Source organism: Bacteroides sp. RTP21281st1_H5_RTP21281_210402, from assembly GCF_040918965.1.
Taxonomy (GTDB): Bacteria; Bacteroidota; Bacteroidia; order Bacteroidales; family Bacteroidaceae; genus Bacteroides; species Bacteroides congonensis.
In genome coordinates this window covers 246,713-266,484 of sequence record NZ_JBCOWR010000007.1, presented here as the reverse complement: position 1 = coordinate 266,484, position 19,772 = coordinate 246,713, and the positions used below count along the sequence as shown (strand labels likewise).

The 19,772-nt window shown below is 45.8% G+C and carries 14 protein-coding genes; 3 read left to right on the top strand and 11 right to left on the bottom strand.

The window, feature by feature from the left end; genetic code table 11:
• Positions 1-9 precede the first annotated feature (9 nt).
• From AB5443_RS12745 to AB5443_RS12735, 3 genes are all read left to right on the top strand, one after another.
• On the top strand, positions 10-1,692 hold the full coding sequence (locus tag AB5443_RS12745; protein ID WP_195406745.1) for a RagB/SusD family nutrient uptake outer membrane protein: 1,683 nt from the start codon (positions 10-12) through the stop codon (positions 1,690-1,692).
• Positions 1,693-1,827: 135 nt separating this feature from the next.
• Positions 1,828-3,378 carry a sulfatase gene (locus AB5443_RS12740; protein WP_022138722.1) on the top strand — a complete coding sequence of 517 codons (1,551 nt, stop codon included), beginning with the start codon at positions 1,828-1,830 and terminating at the stop codon, positions 3,376-3,378.
• Positions 3,379-3,429: 51 nt separating this feature from the next.
• Complete coding sequence (locus tag AB5443_RS12735; RefSeq protein ID WP_073346820.1) at positions 3,430-4,911, top strand: glycoside hydrolase family 30 beta sandwich domain-containing protein; 1,482 nt, start codon at positions 3,430-3,432, stop codon at positions 4,909-4,911.
• Positions 4,912-5,151: 240 nt separating this feature from the next.
• Here the strand turns inward: AB5443_RS12735 and AB5443_RS12730 are convergent, their stop codons facing one another.
• From AB5443_RS12730 to AB5443_RS12680, 11 genes are all read right to left on the bottom strand, one after another.
• On the bottom strand, positions 5,152-5,601 hold the full coding sequence (locus tag AB5443_RS12730; protein WP_022138720.1) for a GatB/YqeY domain-containing protein: 450 nt from the start codon (positions 5,599-5,601) through the stop codon (positions 5,152-5,154).
• 37 nt (positions 5,602-5,638) lie between these two features.
• Positions 5,639-6,949, bottom strand: coding sequence for a cell division protein FtsZ (gene ftsZ / locus AB5443_RS12725; RefSeq protein ID WP_022138719.1), 1,311 nt, complete (start codon positions 6,947-6,949; stop codon positions 5,639-5,641).
• 46 nt (positions 6,950-6,995) lie between these two features.
• On the bottom strand, positions 6,996-8,450 hold the full coding sequence (gene ftsA / locus AB5443_RS12720; RefSeq protein ID WP_288360166.1) for a cell division protein FtsA: 1,455 nt from the start codon (positions 8,448-8,450) through the stop codon (positions 6,996-6,998).
• 92 nt (positions 8,451-8,542) lie between these two features.
• On the bottom strand, positions 8,543-9,280 hold the full coding sequence (locus AB5443_RS12715; protein ID WP_195406749.1) for a cell division protein FtsQ/DivIB: 738 nt from the start codon (positions 9,278-9,280) through the stop codon (positions 8,543-8,545).
• A 5-nt stretch (positions 9,281-9,285) separates the two neighbouring features.
• Positions 9,286-10,662: a UDP-N-acetylmuramate--L-alanine ligase gene (gene murC / locus AB5443_RS12710; RefSeq protein WP_073346818.1), complete on the bottom strand. Its 1,377-nt coding sequence runs from the start codon at positions 10,660-10,662 to the stop codon at positions 9,286-9,288.
• A gap of 73 nt (positions 10,663-10,735) precedes the next feature.
• On the bottom strand, positions 10,736-11,854 hold the full coding sequence (gene murG / locus AB5443_RS12705; RefSeq protein WP_307995167.1) for an undecaprenyldiphospho-muramoylpentapeptide beta-N-acetylglucosaminyltransferase: 1,119 nt from the start codon (positions 11,852-11,854) through the stop codon (positions 10,736-10,738).
• A 53-nt stretch (positions 11,855-11,907) separates the two neighbouring features.
• Entirely contained in the window at positions 11,908-13,233 is a 1,326-nt protein-coding gene (locus AB5443_RS12700; RefSeq protein WP_307995156.1) for an FtsW/RodA/SpoVE family cell cycle protein, read from the bottom strand.
• A 37-nt stretch (positions 13,234-13,270) separates the two neighbouring features.
• Positions 13,271-14,605, bottom strand: a complete 1,335-nt coding sequence (gene murD / locus AB5443_RS12695) for a UDP-N-acetylmuramoyl-L-alanine--D-glutamate ligase (RefSeq protein ID WP_022138713.1) — start codon at positions 14,603-14,605, stop codon at positions 13,271-13,273.
• Between the two features lie 184 nt (positions 14,606-14,789).
• Positions 14,790-16,058, bottom strand: coding sequence for a phospho-N-acetylmuramoyl-pentapeptide-transferase (gene mraY / locus AB5443_RS12690; RefSeq protein WP_044654527.1), 1,269 nt, complete (start codon positions 16,056-16,058; stop codon positions 14,790-14,792).
• Positions 16,059-16,112: 54 nt separating this feature from the next.
• Complete coding sequence (locus AB5443_RS12685) at positions 16,113-17,561, bottom strand: UDP-N-acetylmuramoyl-L-alanyl-D-glutamate--2,6-diaminopimelate ligase (protein ID WP_195406751.1); 1,449 nt, start codon at positions 17,559-17,561, stop codon at positions 16,113-16,115.
• 30 nt (positions 17,562-17,591) lie between these two features.
• Positions 17,592-19,721 (bottom strand): penicillin-binding protein, encoded by a 2,130-nt coding sequence (locus tag AB5443_RS12680; protein WP_044654525.1) that lies wholly within the window; start codon positions 19,719-19,721, stop codon positions 17,592-17,594.
• Positions 19,722-19,772: the final 51 nt, after the last annotated feature.

Sequence of the window (19,772 nt, the reverse complement as noted above, 5' to 3'; positions counted from 1 at the left end):
TTAAGCGGAATGAAACTTATGAAATTGAAACATATAGCATTACTTATGTCGGTCTGCATATTGAGCGGATGTGACTTCATGGACTGCGATGAGTCAAACGACTATCAAAAGGAAAACATCTTTACGAGCTTTGAACGCTCCAAGAAGATGGTGACTAATATTTACAGTTATTTGCCTCAAGATTTTTGTAATACAGAAGGCGCTATGCAGGATGCGGCAACAGACGATGCCGTACATGTATACAAGTCTTCAGCTATCCATTATTTTGTAAACGGCACTTGGTCAGCAAATCGATTGGTAGATGATGTCTGGAGTGAATACTATACAGCCATTCGTGCTGCCAACCTTTATCTGAAGGAGGCTGAAGGACAGACTTTTGAGGACTGGGAAAATGCAGAGAAGTATAAGGATATGATGAAGGAATTTAATAACTTTCCTTATGAAGTACGCTTTCTTCGTGCGTTTTATTATTTTGAATTAATTAAGCGTTATCATGATGTGCCGTTGGTTACTACAGTGCTCACTCAGGACGAGGTGAACAGCTTGGAACGTGAAAGTTGTGATTTAGTAGCGGACTTCATTATAAAAGAGCTTACAGAAATTACAGCTGAAGGCAAATTGCCTATTACTTATACGGAAGGTTTTGCTAGTAAAGATATTGGTCGTATCACTCGGGGGGCAGCCTTGGCATTGAAGTCTAGAGTTACGCTTTATATGGCAAGTCCTCTCTATTCGGAAGATAATGCCGGAAAATGGAAAAAAGCTGCATCCGCTGCTTATGAGATCATCGGTAATGTTTCTGAGTTGGGTTATGAGCTAGTGGATGATCTTACAGCTCAGTTTCGTAAAGTGAACAACACATGTGCCGAAGTGATTTTAGCCCGTGGTGTAGGTGAAACGGGAGATTTTGAGAAAGCCAACTTCCCCATGGGAGTAGAGGGTGGAAAAACTTCTACTTGTCCCACACAAAACTTGGTGGATGCTTTTGAGATGAAAGACGGTTCCAAATTTGACTGGAACGATCCTACTATGGCAGCCAATCCTTACAGTAACCGTGACCCACGTCTGGCAAGAACTGTGGCTTACAATAATATGAATTGGTGTGGTGCACCTCTTCAGATATGGGAAGGCGGTGCTAATGGTCTTCCTTTGACTAACGCTACTACTACAGGGTATTATCTGTACAAGTATCTTAATCCCAATATCAGTTTTGTGTCAGGTTCCACGACTACTAAAGCGCAACATAACTGGGTATTGTTCCGTTATGCTGAAATATTGCTGAATTATGCGGAAGCAATGATAAATGCTTTTGGAAATCCTGATTATGCGGATGCAGATTATCCTATGACTGCCCGCGAAGCAGTGAATAAAGTGCGTGCGCGTGGTAAGGTAGAAATGCCTCCTTATCCTGCAGGTATGGGAAAAGCTGATTTCATAGAACGTCTGAAGAACGAACGACGGGTGGAATTAGCTTTTGAAGGACATCGTTTTTGGGATGTGCGTCGTTGGAAAGATTTGGATAAGACTGCTGATATTTATGGTGTGAAAGTTATTAAGGGCGAAGCTGGTAAGTTTGAATATTCCAAGTTCCTGATGGAAACCAGAAACATGACGGACAACTTGTATTTCTATCCGATTTCCAATACGGAGAAATACAAAAATCCTAATTTGGGACAGAATCCGGGTTGGTAATGGTTTTTGTATATAACACAGCCTTATGTTACTTTTATAGGGCATAGGTGCTGTGTTATTAGTTTATAGCTCGTCGAGTTCGTTTAAGTCAGAAGAAGTAATGTATAAATAGTCTTTGTTTAAATTAAAATAGAAATGAAACGAATTTTGCACAAACTTATTTGGGGACTTCCTGTAACTCTTTTTGCAGGAACGTGTACACAGCTTCTTGGACAGGAGCAACGACCGAACCTAGTCTATATTTTCCCGGATCAATATCGGTTGAACGCATTGAGTTTATGGAGCGATCCGGCATATCGCAATGTTCTGAGTACGGTAGGTGATCCGGTTCATACTCCTAACTTGGACAGGTTGGCCAAACAGAGTGTTGTTTTTAATCGGGCGTGCAGTACTTGCCCGTTGAGTAGTCCTCATCGTGCCATGCTGATGACGGGTGCATTTCCGGAGAAGAATGGGGTGCCGGGTAACTGTCACGTGAATAATCAGAATGGTATTCCCGATAGTTTGGTTTGTTTCACAGATGTGCTTGCGACAGCCGGTTATGAAACGGCTTATGTAGGAAAAACGCATTGGCATCGTACAGAAGCTTTGTTTGATAAGGAAAATAACTACGTGGGTACAAACAAAGCGCCCGGTGGGCATTGTGTATACCCATACGATACCTATATTCCTGAAGGAAGAGGGCGCAAGAGTAATAAATATTGGTTCCAGCAGTTGAAAGATAGTCATTTTAACGCTACAGCCTATTCCAATCGTCCGGAACTGGTGGGTGGACAGAAGGATGGTGAACCATTTCGTTATCGTCGGTTTACTCCGGAAGTAGAAGCAGATGTAGTAATAAGCTATCTGCGAAATAGACAAGAGGAACGGGACCCATCTAAACCTTTCAGTTTGTTTTGGAGTATGAATCCGCCTCACACACCTTATCATAGGCTTACAGATTGCAAGGAAGAGGTGTTTAACCAATATTACAAGAATTTGAAACCGAAAGAAGTCTTGCTTCGTCCCAATGTGAAGTTTGGAGAGGGGACACAGGTGAGAAACCTGGAACAACTGACATTTCAAGCTAAAATTTATTTCTCTTTAGTGAAGAGTGTGGACGACGAAATAGGTCGTGTATTGAAGGTTTTGGATGAAGAAGGTTTGACAGAGAACACAATTCTGATATTTACCGCTGATCATGGAGAAATGATGGGCAGTCACGGACGTATGGCGAAGAGTGTGATTTATAATGAATCGTTCTCTATTCCGTTCTTTATACGTTATCCTGGTAAGCTGAAACCGGGAGTGGACGATCTGATGTTAGGTGCTACAGACATTATGCCGACTTTGTTGGGTATGATGAATCTTGGAGACAAACTACCCGAAACAGTGAAGGGAAAAGATTATTCGCAAGGCATTCTTACTGGTAAATATAAGAATGTAAAAAAGCCTGTCTCTCAATTCTTTTATCAGCAGAAAGAAAAGGGTGTTCGTACCGGCCGTTATTCGTATTTGGTGACAAAAGATGGAAATTATCAGCTTTTTGATAATTTGAAAGATCCCTACCAAATGCATTCTCTGAAGATGGAAAAGATTCCGGCAAAACAAGCTAAGCTATTGAAAAAGGAACTTGGCAACTGGTTGAAGGTGTCGGAGGACAGTTGGGGTAAGGAACAAAAATTTCCTAATAGGATAACTTATTAAATCGATAAATTGTCATTAACCTGCTTTGAATTATTACTTAACAAAATACTAATGAAAATGAATTTAAAGAAATTATGTACACTGGGAACTCTTTTAGCGTTTTTTTCCAGCATATATGCTCAATCTTTTATCTGGATTAGCAGTACAGATAATAATGTTTGGAAAGAAGCTAAAATCAGATTACAGGCAGATAGTCAAAATATCCCTTTATTGTCAGTAGATGGTACTGAAAATATCCAGATATTCAAGAAGTGGGGAACTTGTTTTAATGAATTAGGTTGGGATGCTCTCAATATGTTGCCTCTTAAAGAACAGGATGCTGTTTTAAACAACCTGTTTTCTCCTGATGGAGATTTGCGCTTTTCCATGGGACGTATTCCTATGAATGCTAATGACTATGCCCGTAACTGGTACAGTTGTGATGAGGTGCCGGGTGATTTCCGATTGAAATATTTCAATATTAACCGTGATAAAACAACATTGATACCCTATATAAAGAGAGTTCAACGTATTAACTCCGATATGACTTTTTGGGCTTCTCCTTGGTCACCTCCTTCTTGGATGAAAGTCAATCATTACTATTCTGTGAGGAGCAAGGCCGAAGTGAACCAATTGCCGGTTAAGCATGAAATAGCTCTTTATGAAGGAGCTGATAATGTAGATAAGACATTTTATCCCAAGCAGGTAGCTGTCAATGACTATTTTATTCAAGATACTCGTTATTTGCAGGCCTATGCCAATTACTTCTGTAAATTCGTATCTGCTTATCAGGAAGAAGGAGTTACTATTTCCCGTGTAATGTTTCAGAATGAGCCGTGGGCTTATTCCATCTATCCGGCTTGTGCATGGACTCCAGAAGGTATTATTCGTTTCAACGTGGAATATTTTGCGCCGACAATAAAGAAATTGCATCCTGATGTTCAAGTTTATTTGGGTACGCTCAATACAAACCGTATTGAACTGGTAGAAAAAGTTCTTTCTGATCCCCGCATGAAAGATGCTGTCGAAGGTGTCGGTTTCCAATGGTGGGGTGGACAAATTCTCCCTGAAATCCGTAAAAAGTATCCTAATTATAAATATATGCAGACTGAAAGTGAATGTGGTTCCGGTACATTCGATTGGAAAGCTGCCGAACATACTTTCAACCTAATCAGTCATTATTTAGGAAATGGCTGTGAGGAATATACTTTCTGGAATGCTATCTTGTGTGATGCAGGGACAAGTGGCTGGGGCTGGAAACAGAATGCATTGATTCGTGTAGACTCAAAGACTGCTTCTGTTACTTATACTCCAGAGTATTATGCAGTAAAACATTTCAGCAACAAGGTGGTTTCGGGAACTAAAGTATTACAATATAAAGCAAAAGGTGAAGATAAACTGCCTGTTGTTATATTCCTTACACCGGAGAAAAGATATTTGGTTGTAGCTGCCAATTTCAATGACGAGCCGAAGAATTTAACAGTGAAGTTGGGTGATAAGTTTTTAGATGTAACTTTAAAAGCACACTCCTTCAATACATTTAGTATGAAATAATGGAAACGATGGTTTTTCTACTGCGAAATGATGTTTTATGTATTGGCTTTTCGATTTGGAAGTATAGGGAGAATCAACTGTTTCAGACTATAAAAAGACAGTTGCAGCTATGTTGCAGATAAAAGAATCTGTAACATAGCTGCAACGGGTATCTGCAACGCTATAACTGGCTGATTATAAATATATAAAAACGAAAATGTCGCAGATGGCAGATAAAAAACTATGTGTAGAGAATGGGGATTATCCCAAAAGTTCTTTCACTTTTGCGGAAATAGCACGTCCTTCTGCAAGTCCTGCCAATTTTTTAGAAGCAACTCCCATCACTTTACCCATATCCTTACCGCTGGTAGCACCTACCTCGGCGATGATTTCCTTCAATGCAGCTTCCAGTTCTTCGGCAGACATTTGTTTCGGTAAGAATTTTTCCATAACGGCTACCTGACCCAATTCCACGTCAGCCAAATCCTGACGACCCTGCCCGATATAGATTTCGGCAGAATCTTTTCCTTGTTTCACTAATTTCTGGATAATCTTGAGGGCTGCGTCATTTGTCAGTGTATCGTTAGCTCCCGGAGCGGTCTTGGCTTCCAGGAAAAACTTCTTTATATTTCTCAAAGTTTCCAAGGCTACTTTGTCTTTTGCCTTCATTGCGGTTTTAATGTCTTCGCTGACTTGGTCGAATAAATCCATATCTTTATATGTTATGATGTTTATATGTTATAAGTTATCAGAAAGTGATGACTCCGTTGTCATCTGTTGCTTCTTCCGTCGCTACTTCCTCTTCAAGAGCCGCTTTTGTGCGAATCTTAGTCAGAGTTGTCTTGTCACGCATATACGTAGGAGAGTCCTCTACCATAGCGATGATGTCGTCGTTGTCCAAATCTTCCGTGTTGAAGAGATAGATGTGGCGGCGTTTGCGGAGACTCTTGCTTCCGATGTTGCTGGCACTTTCGCCGTATGCCTTGCGGATACGCTCTTTGTTTTTTTCTTTTTCCTCTTCCAGTTGCAACTGGCGTTCTTCCTCTTCCTGACTGCGTGCAGCGTGCAGCGTGTCCATTCCGGGAACGTCTTCCACACCGAATCCGGTTGCCAGTACGGTAATTTTCACCTTTGTATCCAGCGAGTTGTCGATAGCAACACCCCAAATAACTTCTACACCTTCGCGGAATTTGCTCATGAACTCATGTATCTCGTTCATTTCTTCCATCATCAGTTCCGATGACGGGCAAAAAGAGACGTTCAGCATTACTTTCTTGGCGTTGAAGATGTCGTTGTTATTGAGCAATGGAGAGTGCAGGGCATCGTCGATTGCTTTGGTGACACGGTTTTCACCTTCACCGAATCCGGTACTCATGATGGCTACGCCACCATCTTTCAGGATGGTCTTGACATCGGCAAAGTCAAGGTTGACCGTACCGCGCATGGTGATAATCTCGGCAATGCTCTTGGCGGCAATCGAGAGGGTATCATCGGCTTTGCCGAAGGCGTTCATAAAGGTAAGGTCGGCATATATTTCGCGCAGGCGTTCGTTGTTGATAACCAACAGGGCGTCAACATGCTGGGCGATGCGTTCCACGCCGTCCAGTGCCTGGATGATTTTCTTCTCTCCTTCGAAGATAAAGGGGATGGTGACGATACCGACAGTCAGGATATCCATTTCCTTCGCGATGCGGGCAATGACAGGGGCGGCTCCGGTTCCGGTTCCTCCTCCCATTCCGGCGGTGATGAATACCATCTTGGTGCCGTCGTTCAGTTGGCTTTTGATATCTTCTATGCTTTCTTCGGCGGCGTCGCGTGCCCGTTCGGGACGGTTGCCGGCTCCAAGCCCTTGGGTGATGCTACGGCCCAGTTGCAGTTTCACCGGAACGGGTGATTCGGCCAGTGCCTGGTTGTCCGTGTTGCAAAGAACGAACGTTACATCATGGATACCTTCCCGGTACATGTGGTTTACAGCGTTACCACCACCACCACCTACACCAATCACTTTGATGATTTTCGGTGAATCTGTCGGGAAATCGAATTGTACTATCTCGTCCATATCCTATCTATTTTTATTTATCACTAATCACTAAAACACTAATCACTTACTTCATATCGTCGTCGGAGAAGATTTCTTTCGTCAGCGAGTCAATCTTGCGCTGAATCCAGCTCGGGCCAGCTTCCCGTTTCCGTCTTTCTTTCTCTTCTTTCTCCTTCTGCTTGCGAAGTTTTTCCGCTTCTTTGGCGGCTGTCTTCGCTTCCCGTTCTTCCTCTTCTTTTTTGAGTCGGGCGATGCGGGCTTGCTCTTTCAGTTCCTGGTCGTCCTCAAACATATCTGCTGTTTTGTGGACTTCCGCCGGTTCAGGTCTGGAAGTCGTCGGAGTGGGAACAGGCTGCGGAGCGGTTTCTGTCAGGCAGCAGTTTTGGTTTCCTTCAAACAGAAGTCCGAACAGAGTGTTTTGCGAACCGTCTTTTTTCAGGATATTGCTTGGGGCATGAACCGTGTTGCGGGGAAGTTTCGCCATTCGTATTTTCTCTACTTTACTACGTTTGCGCAGCATTTCTTCGATATTTTTCAGATTGGCGGCTCCTCCCGTCAGGATGATTCCTGCCAGCAGTTTGTCATCAAATCCGGATAGCTGTACTTGGTTCCATACGTTGGCGATGATTTCTTCGGCACGGGCTTCGATGATATTGTTGAGGTCGGCTACCTTGATGGTACGGCTGTCGTCGTCCAGTTTGCAGGTAGCTTCTTCTTGTTCCGGGTCTTCCTCGTAGAGGGCGTCACCATAGGCTTTCTTCAGGCGTTCGGCTTCTTCTTCCTCCATTTGCAGGGTGGTGATGTCGCGCGTGATGCTGTTGCCACCTAGCGGCAGTACGGTCAGGAAGCGGAGAATGTTGTTCTTGTAAACAGAGATGGTGGTCGTGTCTGCGCCGAGGTCGATGAGTGCGCAACCCGAACGGCGTTCGCTTTCCGTCAGTACGGCGTTGGCTGTAACGAGTGGAGCGATCAGTTGGTCGGCAATGTCGATTTTAGCCTGCTGGAAACAGTGTTCCAGATTCTTCCGTACGGAAGCGCGGGCAACGATATTGAGGAAACGGCCTTCGATATGGCTGCCTACCAGTCCGACCGGATTGGCTTGCAGGTTATTGCCTACCTTATATTCCTGTGGCGCTACGTCCAGTATATCCATATCGACTACCGGGATGGCGATATTCTCGTCACCGATAGCGCTTACGAGCTCTTCCGATATGATGGCTTCATCTTCCAGGTCGCGACTTACTACGTTGCGGACTGTGCGGAGTGACTGTCCGCCGATGCCTACATATACTTTGGCAATTGAGTTTTTCAACTCACCTTCCAGTCTGTTGATGATAGAAGTAAGGCTTTGTGCCGTCTTGTCCAGGTTAAAGATTACTCCTTTACGGATGAATGTAGAAGAGTCTTCCTGGGCATATGCCAATACCTGCATACTTCCGTCACTGTTCTTTCTTCCGGCCACACCGGTTATCTTCGATGAACCAAGTTCAATAGCGGCGATAAATTCTGTTGTTGCCATCTCTTTATTTACAATTTAATTATTTACAGTTTACTATTTAGAGAGACTTGTCATTCATAACTCATCACTCATTACTCACAACCTGTTCCCCATCACTCTCTCTTCGTACAGATAATCTGGTTACTGAACTCGAGGTTGATGCGTGAATACTTGTTCCAGCCTACCTGGTTGAGTCCTTTCTTATAGAATTCTTTCAGGCGTGCCAGTTTGTTTTCAAAGTTTTCCAGTTTGCCTAGATAGATAAGGTGGTCGCCTACACGCGGCACTAATTCGATACTGCGGTCGGACAGCACGTGAACTTGTTCTATCTGGGCATCCCAAAACTTATTGTTATGCAAAAATACACCAAACTTATATAAATCCTTCATTGCAAACGACTTTTCTACGTTTCCGGTGACAATTACCCGGTGTGCGACGCATTTTGCCTCCGGCGGCATGACCGTTCCTTTGTTGTCGAGATAGTAATTCTCGCCGTTGGCACTCATCACCCGCAGGATAGGGATACGCTGTGTCACCTCCACGCAGACTTTGCCGCTTGGGGTCTTGTAACATTCTGCTTCATCAATCAACGGATGCTTGCTTAGCTCCCGTTCCAACGACTTGGTGGAGATGCGCTCCATCTTTTTCCCGATAGGGTAGATGCCTTTCTTCTCAAGGATACCTTTCAGTTCGTCCTTGGTGATGAAGCCGGCGTAAGCGGTATCCTTGATGACTAATTCCAGGTCACGGCAGGTCTGGTCGGCAGGCTTGCGGTTAAAGGCGCTGACAGCTACGACGAGGTAGGCTATAAGCACCAGCATGACGATGGACAGAAGGATTCTCTTTACCATAAGCTTTATCGGTTTTCGAGGATTTTACAAATTTCGGGGACATAGTTGTCGATGTCTCCGGCTCCCAATGTTATTAATACTTCAATGTTTTTATCTTTCAGAATGTTCAGTATATCTTCCTTTTTGCACATACTTTTTTCGATGCCGGGGCGTAGATTGTCATAGATTAACTGACTGGTGACGCCGGGAATCGGTGCTTCACGTGCCGGGTAGATGTCTACAAGGATTACTTCATCGAGCAGCGACAGGCTATCGGCAAAGTCCTGATAGAAGTCACGCGTGCGGGTGTAAAGATGCGGTTGGAAGACGGCTGTGATTTTCTTGTCTTTGTAAAGCTCACGCATAGACAGTACGCTCTGTTTGATTTCAGAGGGGTGGTGTGCGTAGTCGCTCAGGAAGACGATACGGTCGTTCTTGATTTTGAAATCGAACCGGCGGTCTACTCCTCGGAAACTGGCCATTCCTCTTTTAATCTCCTCGGCAGTCACTCCGTTCAGGTACGCCAGTGCCATGGCAGCTACGCCATTCTCTATGTTGATGCTTACCGGAACTCCCAGTTGGATGTCGTTGATACGGGTGTCCGGTGTTACAAAGTCAATGAATATTTCTCCGTTACCGATGCGGATGTTCTCTGCGTGGAAGTCTCCTTCGTCACGTGAATAGGTATAGACACGTACGCCGGGCTGTACTTTCGGTTGCAGGGAGATGCCTTTGCGGATAATCAGTGCGCCGCCCGGTTGGATAAGGGTGGTGTAGTGCTCGAAACTTTCCAGGTAGGCTTCCGCTGTTCCGTAAATGTCGAGGTGATCCGGGTCTGTCGAGGTGATGACGGACATAAATGGAGACAACCAGTGAAAAGAGCGGTCGAACTCGTCTGCTTCGATTACTGTATATGGGCTTTCCTGGGAAAGCAACAGGTTGGTTCCGTAATTTTTCGAGATTCCTCCGAGGAAAGCGGTACATTCCACGTGTGACTGGTGAAACAGGTGGGCCGTCATGGTAGAAGTGGTAGTCTTGCCATGAGTGCCTGCCACACATAAGCCTTTGCTCGAATGGGTAATCGTTCCCAATACTTGGGCGCGTTTCTGTATTTCGAATCCGTTGTTGCGGAAATAGACTAATTCTTCGTGTTCCTGCGGAACGGCGGGAGTGAATATGACGAGGGTGCTTTCCTTGTCTTTACAGGCTTCTGGAATCAGGTCGACGTTTTCTTCGTAATGTATTTGTGCGCCTTCGGCGATTAGTGTTTCAGTCAATGGAGTAGGGGTGCGGTCGTATCCTGCCACTACTTTTCCTTTGAAGAGGAAGTAGCGCACAAGCGCACTCATACCAATGCCGCCGGCACCAACGAAGTAGACTGATTTTATTGTTTCGATATTCATTTCTTTTATCTTTAGTATTTGTATCAATTTCAGGCACGGGTTACGTGGAAACTATGCCTGGATATATATTTAATTAGCTCTTTGCTTCTGCCAGCTTTATTACCTCTTGGGCGATGATTCTCGCTGAATCGGGTAAGGCTAACTTGGCGATATTTTCACTTAGTTCTTTTAGTTTCTGCTCGTCGTTAACGGTGGATAAGGCTACATCCATCAAGATGCTTTCCGCTTCGCTGTCTTTGACGTAGATGGCTGCCTGCTTGTTTACCAGTGCTAATGCATTCTTAGTCTGATGGTCTTCCGCCACATTGGGCGAAGGCACCAGAACGACCGGTTTATGCAAAAGGCAGAACTCAGAGATTGACCCTGCTCCTGCACGGGAGATAACGAGGTCGGTGGCTGCATAGGCGGCTGCCATGTCTTTGATGAAATCCGTCACGTACAGGTTCGGAAGTTCTCCTGCCGCTTTCACGGCTTCGGTCACTTGCGGATAATAGTATTTTCCTGTTTGCCAGATGAACTGCACGTCACTGTTCTCTTTGATAGCCGTTAATCCGGCTGTCAGCGTATTGTTAATGGTGCGTGCTCCCAAGCTGCCGCCTACGATGAGGATTGTTTTCTTATCCGGTTGCAGATTGAAAGAACGCAACGCGTCTTCTTTGGACGGCATCTCTTTTGTCAGATTCTGCCGCACCGGATTGCCTGTCATAATGACTTTATCCGCAGGGAAGAACTTTTCCATCCCGTCATAAGCCACGCAAATAGCTTTTGCTTTCTGTGCCAGTAGTTTATTGGTTACTCCGGCATATGAATTTTGCTCCTGTATCAGAGTAGGGACACCCATCATTCCGGCAGTCTTTAAGGTCGGCCCACTGGCGTAACCGCCTACACCTACCGCTACTTGCGGACGGAAGTTCTTGATAACTTTGCGAGCTTTCCACTGGCTGCGTATCAGCTTGATTACCACCGATACGTTTTTCCATAAATGCTTGCGGTCGAAGCCGGCTATCGGCAGGCCGATAATCTGATAACCTGCATCGGGAACCCGTTGCATCTCCATACGTCCTTCTGCACCTACAAAGAGTATTTTTGCGTCGGGACGCAGTTCCATTATAGCGTTCGCAATGGAGACAGCAGGAAAGATATGTCCTCCTGTGCCCCCACCGCTGATAATAATTCTAAGTTCTTTTTCCATCATAGTCCTTTCTTTCTATCCGTTGTTCATCCTTTCCGATGCACCACCGTCCGTTAACTGTTCTTGTTAATATCGTTCTCGTCTTCGAACTTGGCATCGCTGTTCAGAATCGGCGCAGTCGGTTCGGCGGCAGTTTGTGCTTCGGAATTGGCCGCTGCATCTGTTGCTATCTGCAACTGAACCTGTGCGTCATGTTCTTTCAGCTCTTGCAGGTGAGCGGTATATCGGCTTACACTTAATATCATACCGATATAAGCGCAGTTGATTAATGTACTTGTTCCTCCCTTGCTGACTAATGGCAGCGGTTGTCCTGTGACGGGGAATAATCCGACCGCTACCATCATGTTCAATATCGCCTGTGATACTAATAGCAACGCAATGCCCATGACCAGGAAAGCGGGGAAAGTGCGTTCGCACTTTTGGGCGATTTTTCCCGCTCGATATAGCAGGCATAAATAGAGGAATACGACGAATATGCCTCCTATCAGTCCCATTTCTTCAATTATAATGGCGAAGATAAAATCGGAGAATGCCTGGCTCAGGAAGTCGCGTTGTACGGAGTTACCCGGGCCTTTGCCGACTACATTGCTGGTGGCAACAGCGATACGGGCATGAGCAATCTGCGCGTCCTTATCAATATCGAATTTGGCGGCAGGCACTTCTTCTTTCTCGAAGAAACCGGAAACGCGGTTCTGCCAGGTCTCGAAGCGGTGAAGACCGGGAGTGTTGTGTAATGTCTTTGCGGGGATAGCCATTAATATGCCTACGGCTACTCCACCCAGGAGTGCCATTATTCCCAACATTCCGAACAGCTTTTTGGAAGATACCCGTCCGATGAACATCATCATGCATACCACGCCGAATAGCAACATGGCTGTCGAAAGGTTCTCCGGTGCGATGAGCAGAAAGACGAGTCCGGTGAGAATCATGATATATTTAAAGGCGTTCGGGTTGGCTCCATATTCGTCCTGCCGCTTGGACAGGATGAAGGAGACGGCAATGATAACAGCCATCTTTGCCAGTTCCGAAGGCTGGAACTGCAATCCCATGAAAGTCATCCAACGGGCGGCTCCGTTGACACGGTCGCCTGTGATGATACCCATCAATGTGACGAACGCCAGCAGCACCAAGGAAATCGGGTATAGGAAGACTGGAAATACCTGGAACCATTTGTAGGGTACATTGTGCAGAAATACCACTACTACGGCACCTACCATGAGGATGATAGAGTGTTGCGTAATCGGCCCCCAATGGTCGCCGCTTTTGTAAGTCAGCGTCGATGCTGCCGAGAACACCTCGACAATCGAGATGAGGCAGAGACAGAGGAAGATAATCCAGATTACCTTGTCGCCTTTGAATATGTTCTTTAATAAATCCACTTCGTTACTCTCTAATTACTAATCCGTTAAACGTTATCTAAAGTTCTCTCACGCATTGCTTGAACTGGTCGCCACGATCCTCGTAACTCTTGAAGAGGTCGAAGGAAGCGCAGCAAGGGCTTAATAATACGGTTTCACCTTTCTTCGCCAGTTTGTAGGCTGCTTCTACGGCATCCTTCATCCCGGTTTGCACGTCTGCTACGGGCAGGCCGAGGCGGTCGAAGAACTCGTGGAGTTTCTCGTTGTGCAGTCCCATATATACGAGAGCCGAACATTTCTCACGTACCAGGTCTTCGATTTCCGTATAATCGTTTCCTTTATCTTTTCCGCCAAGAATCAAGACCGTTTTGGTAGTCATGCTTTGCAGGGCATACCAGCAGGAGTTGACGTTCGTGGCTTTCGAGTCGTTGATAAAATCAATTCCGCGGACACGCGCCACTTTCTCCAGGCGGTGCTCCACTCCTTTGAAGTCGGAGAGGGCTTTGCGGATGTTCTCTTTGGTGATACCGGCCAGGTTGGCTGAAATACCGGCTGCCAGAGAGTTGTATAAGTTATGTTGTCCTGTCAAGGCCAGTTCTTCCTGTTCCATGTTGAAGGCAATCGGTTCGTTGATTTTCACTTCGTGGTCTTCAACGTAGGCGATAGCTCCGTCCTCTTTCACTGCGGCGAAAGGATACAGGTGTGCTTTCAGACCATGCTTTGCGAGTTCGTTTTTGATAATCGGGTCATCATTCCAGAAGATAAAGGCATCGTCCGGTGTCTGATTCTGAGTGATGCGGAATTTGGCGTCGATATAATTCTGCATACAGTGGTCGTAACGGTCGAGGTGGTCGGGAGTGATGTTCATCAATACGGCGATGTTCGCACGGAAGTTATACATATTATCCAACTGGAATGAACTCAGTTCAATAATATAATAGTCATGATGTTCTTCGGCTACCTGCAAAGCGAGGCTCTTACCGATATTGCCTGCCAAACCTACATTCAGGTCTGCGCTCTTGAAGATATGGTAAATCAGGGATGTCGTAGTCGTCTTCCCGTTGGAACCGGTGATACAAATCATTTTGGCATCCGTATAGCGTCCGGCAAACTCAATCTCTGATATAACCGGAGTACCTTGAGCTTTCAGTTTAAGGATGAGTGGGGCGTCATTCGGGATACCGGGGCTTTTGATAACCTCGTCGGCATTCAGAATGAGTTCTTCGGTATGGTGTCCTTCTTCCCAGGCAATATTATGGCTGTCGAGAAGTTCCTTATACTTGTCCTTGATGGCGGACATATCCGAAACAAATGTCTCAAATCCTTTGACTTTGGCGAGTACGGCTGCACCTGCGCCGCTTTCGCCAGCTCCTAAAATTACTATTCTTTTCATCTACAATAATGTGCTCTTCTTTTCAATATGCTGAATTGCTTATTAGTTGTGCACATCCTTTAAAAGTTAATAATCGGGTTAATACTCTCTATATTTTTTATTAGCTACGGATTACGCGGATTTCACGGTTTTAAGAGATTGCGCAGCTAAAACCGCGTTAATCCGTGTAATCCGTGCCTTCATCTTATCTAATCTTTAATGTTATAATCGTTATAGCTGCTAGCACAATAGTTACAATCCAGAAGCGGATGGTAATTTTTGATTCGTGGAACAGTTGGTCGGGTTTGGTGAACTTCACAGTGCAGCCCGGTTCTATCAGGCTCATGGAAGTACGGAAATGGTCGTGAATCGGTGTCCGTTTGAACAGCCGTTGCTTCACTCCCTTTCGCTTGCCTGCCTTATAATAAGCCCGTTGCAGGATAACCGACAGGTTTTCTACGAGGAATACACCGCAAAGAATCGGTATCAGCAACTCTTTGTGGATGATAATGGCAAATACGGCGATGATACCGCCGATTGTCAGGCTACCGGTGTCGCCCATGAATACTTGCGCCGGGTAAGCGTTGTACCAAAGGAAACCAATCATGGCACCGATAAAGGCACAGATATAGATTACCAGTTCTTCCGAGCCCGGAATATACATGATGTTCAGATAACTTGCAAATTCGATGTGCGACGACACATAGGCCAATATACCTAGCGTGGCACCGATAATGGCGGAGTTTCCCGCGGCCATTCCGTCCATACCGTCATTCAGGTTAGCGCCGTTTGATACAGCGGCAACTACGATGATTGTGATAATGACAAACAATACCCAACCGGCTGCCTGAGCGTGTTCGCCCATGAAAGAAACCAGGTCGGCATAGTCGAGGTTGTTACTCTTGAAGAAAGGAATGGTGGTTTGAGTCGATTTCAAGTCATTCGTTCCATGTATCACTTCCATCTCCTGTCCCGGAGTATGCACTTCGATGTTTTCGCGGATTACCACGTCCGGGCTTAAATACAAAGTAAGTCCGACGATTAAGCCTAAACCGACCTGTCCGATAATCTTGAATTTGCCGTGCAATCCTTCCTTATCTTTCTTGAAGATTTTGATGTAGTCGTCAGCGAATCCGAGTGAGCCCAGCCATACGGTGGTTATCAGCATCAATATCATATATATGTTGCCCAACTTACCCAGTAAAAGGCAGGGGATGAGAATGGCTACAATAATAATGACACCGCCCATGCTTGGCACACCTACCTTGTTGACTCCGAACGGGTCGATTTTGGCATCACGCTGTGTTTCCGTGATTTGCTTTTTCTTTAGCAGGTTGATAAATTTATCTCCCCAGATACTTGAAATAAGTAGTGCGAGGATAACAGCCATCAAAGCACGGAATGAGGTGTAACCAAACATTCCCGCTCCTGGAAAATTGAGCTTATGCAGCCATTCGAACAGATAATATAGCATGATGAAATTTACTATTTTACAATTTACTATTTACAATTTACTATGCAGGCGACGTTATTGGAATACCTCTTTGAGTACTTCCTTGTCATCGAAGTGATGTTTCACTCCTTTTATCTCCTGGTAATTCTCGTGTCCTTTTCCGGCAACGAGTATCACGTCTCCTTTTTCTGCCAGCATGCAAGCCGTGCGGATTGCTTCCCTACGGTCAGCAATGCTGAGTGTTTTCTTCATATCCTCGGCGTCGAGTCCTGCCAGCATATCATTGATAATATCCTGCGGCTCTTCAAAACGGGGATTATCCGAGGTGATGATGACACGGTCGCTGGCTTTGGCAGCTTCTTTCGCCATGATGGGGCGTTTACCCTTGTCACGGTTGCCGCCTGCACCTACCACAGTGATAACCTTTCCTTTTCCTTCGAGTACTCCGTGTATGGCATTCAGCACATTGATAAGCGCGTCCGGCGTATGTGCATAATCCACAATCGCCGTAACACCCTTCGGTGAACGGACAGCATCGAAACGCCCTGCTACCGGATGAAGTGTGCTAAGGGCGACAAGCACCTCTTCTTCCTTCTTACCCAGCAGAACCGCCGCTCCGAACACAGCCAATAAATTGGAAGCGTTGAACTTGCCAATAAACTGAACAGCCAGTTCGTGATTGTTGAAATCAAGCAACATTCCTTCGAAATGAGATTCCAGCACCCGTCCTTTGAAGTCGCTGAGGCTTCTCAAGGAATACGTATAAACCTTAGAACGAGTATTCTGCGTCATTACCAATCCATTCTTATCATCGAGATTAGTAAGGCTGAACGCATTCTTCGGCATGTCGTCAAAGAACTTTTTCTTAGCTTTCAGATAGTTCTCCACTGTTTTATGATAGTCAAGATGGTCACGTGTAAGATTGGTGAAAATGCCACCTGCAAACTTCAATCCGCTGATACGTTTCTGTGCAATGGAATGAGAACTGACTTCCATAAACGCATATTTGCATCCTTCGTCCGCCATTCGTCCCAACAAACGGTTCAGCGTGATAGGGTCGGGCGTAGTATGCTCTGTCGGAACAGGCTCATTGTCGATATAATTGCAAACGGTAGAGATAAGTCCCACCTTATATCCGAAATAGCGGAAAGTATCATATAATAAGGTAGCGATGGTCGTCTTGCCATTCGTTCCGGTGACACCGACCAGTTCCAGTCTGGAAGTCGGGTCGCCATAGAATGTAGTGGCAATCTTGCCTACCGCATCTTCGCTGTCCTTTACTTGTATATAAGTGATTCCCGCCACAGGCTCTTCCGGCATATCCTCGCAGAGGATAGCGATAGCTCCTTTATTAATGGCGGCAGGTATATAGGCATGACCGTCGGTTTGTGTGCCGCGCATAGCCATGAACAGTTGCCCGGCTTCTACCAAACGGGAATCAATGTTGATTCCGGTGATTTCTATGTCTGAATTTCCGGCTATCTGTTCCGGTTGAATTGCTTTCAGTAACTTGCTTAGTAACATAGTCTCTTTTTTAATACTTCATTTTTACTTTTAATGCATCGAAAGGGTAATCGTCTGCCCCTTCTTTACTTTCGTTCCGTTGGCTATCGACTGGCTTTTCACCTTGCCTACTCCAACCAGGTGGACTTTTAGTCCCTTACTCTCCAGTAGGTACACAGCATCTTTCGCCCCCATGCCTATGACACTCGGCACGAAATTCTGCATATTGCTCCGGCTTTCAAGAACTACCGCCTGAGGTGCCGAATGGGTATTCCCCCACACTTCCTTTCCTGCGTCGGCTATCTTGCCCTGTACCTGAATATTCAACTCTTCCAGTACCCGTTGCGCTTCCCTCATTTCTCCGGCCTTGACGTTCGGAATAACTACGGAATTCGTATCAACCGCATTCGCGAGCGGCAAACGCAGGTCTTTGGCATACACCCTTTCGGCAATCTTGCTGAATACGCTACCTGCCATCAAACCACCCGACGCCGGCAAACCCGGTTTCTGAATGGAAACAATCATACTATATTTAGGCGCTTCCGATGGGAAATACCCGCAAAAACTTACAAGATAGTTCGTCCTTCCCGTTTTATATCCGGCTGCTCCCTGTGAAATCTGTGCCGTTCCCGTCTTGCCTGAAACATGGAACTGCTTGCTTCCCGCAGGCTTGGCCAACCCTTCGCCTACTACTTTTCGCAGTATCTCACGGATTTGTGCCAATGTCTTGTCCGAACAAATCTTCGGATTGATAACCTCTGTCGGATATTCCTTCACTATTTCCCCGTCTTTCACCGCAGCCTTTACGAACTTCGGACGTACTGTGACGCCATTGTTTGCTATTCCATTATAGAACGTGAGAATATTTATCGGCGGAACTTGCGTTTCATAACCGATACTCATCCACGGAAGAGCCGTCTTGGAGAAATAACTTCTCTCTTTCGGGCCGCGGATATTCGGCTTGCCTTCTCCCGCAATTTGCAGGTGAAGCGGCTGGTCGATACTCATTCGTCTCAATCCGTCAATGAACTTCTGCGGATTGCTGCCATAGAAATGGTCAATAATATAAGAGGTACCGACATTGGAAGAAACTCCCAGAATCTCCGTAACCGTTAATTTCCCGTATCCCCCGCGATGCCAGTTGTGGTCTTTCATCACACGGCCGTGCATCGGCATTTGTCCGTTGCCGGTATCCACTACATAATCGGGAGTGATTTTCCCGTCTTCAAGGGCTACCATGATAGACGCTGTCTTGAAAGTTGACCCCGGCTCGAGCATGTCACTGATGGCATTATTACGCATCTCGTAATATCCGCCGTCTTTGCCCTGCATCATATTGACGATGGCTTTCACCTCTCCGGTAGCCACCTCCATCAGTACGACCACCCCTACACTGGCATTCAGCTCTTTCAGTTTGTCTACCAATGCTTTCTCGCAAATATCCTGCATACCTACGTCGATAGTCGAAATGAGGTCGCAGCCGTCAACCGGCGGCACATCTACGATATTCAGATATTTGTTCATCACCTTCTGGCGGTGCGTCAATCCGTCCCGTCCCTTCAGAATCGTGTCAAAAGCAAGCTCGATACCGTTCTTGGCTCCTTTCGCGGTGTCGGCATATACATCGCCCAGCGTACGGGCTGCCAATGAGCCGAAAGGCTTTTTACGCTGGTTGTAGGGTAATCCTATAAATCCACCTTTATATTTGTTCAGGCAAAAAACAGGTAATCTCTTCACCTCTTTATATTGTATGTAAGAGATACGTTTCGGATAAATCGAATAATTACGGCTCTTTGCCTGGCGTCCTTTTTTCAGATGCGCCTTGAATTGAGCCACGCTCTTATCCGGAAATATTTTGTTCAGTCCGATGCAGATTGAATCCATGTTGGCGGTAAGGATGGAATCCCGTCGTGCCTGATCCTTCTTTCTGCGTTTTTCGTCCTTTTCACCGGACATAAAGTCCATATATATCCTGTATTCGGGTAGAGAACTGGCCATTAGTTTGCCGTCGGAAGATATAATGTTTCCGCGGTTGGGTTTCACTGTCACGTTTTCTTTTACGAAACGGTCGGCCACGTCCTGCCAGTATTGACGCTCGGCAAACATGGTGATGCCTGCTTTTACGACAATTGCCACGCCTATCAACGCCATCAGAAGGAGGACGAAGAAGTAACGGGTCATTATATTCTTTTTATTAACTGCCACAGTGCTTGTCTTTTAAAAACTCTCCAC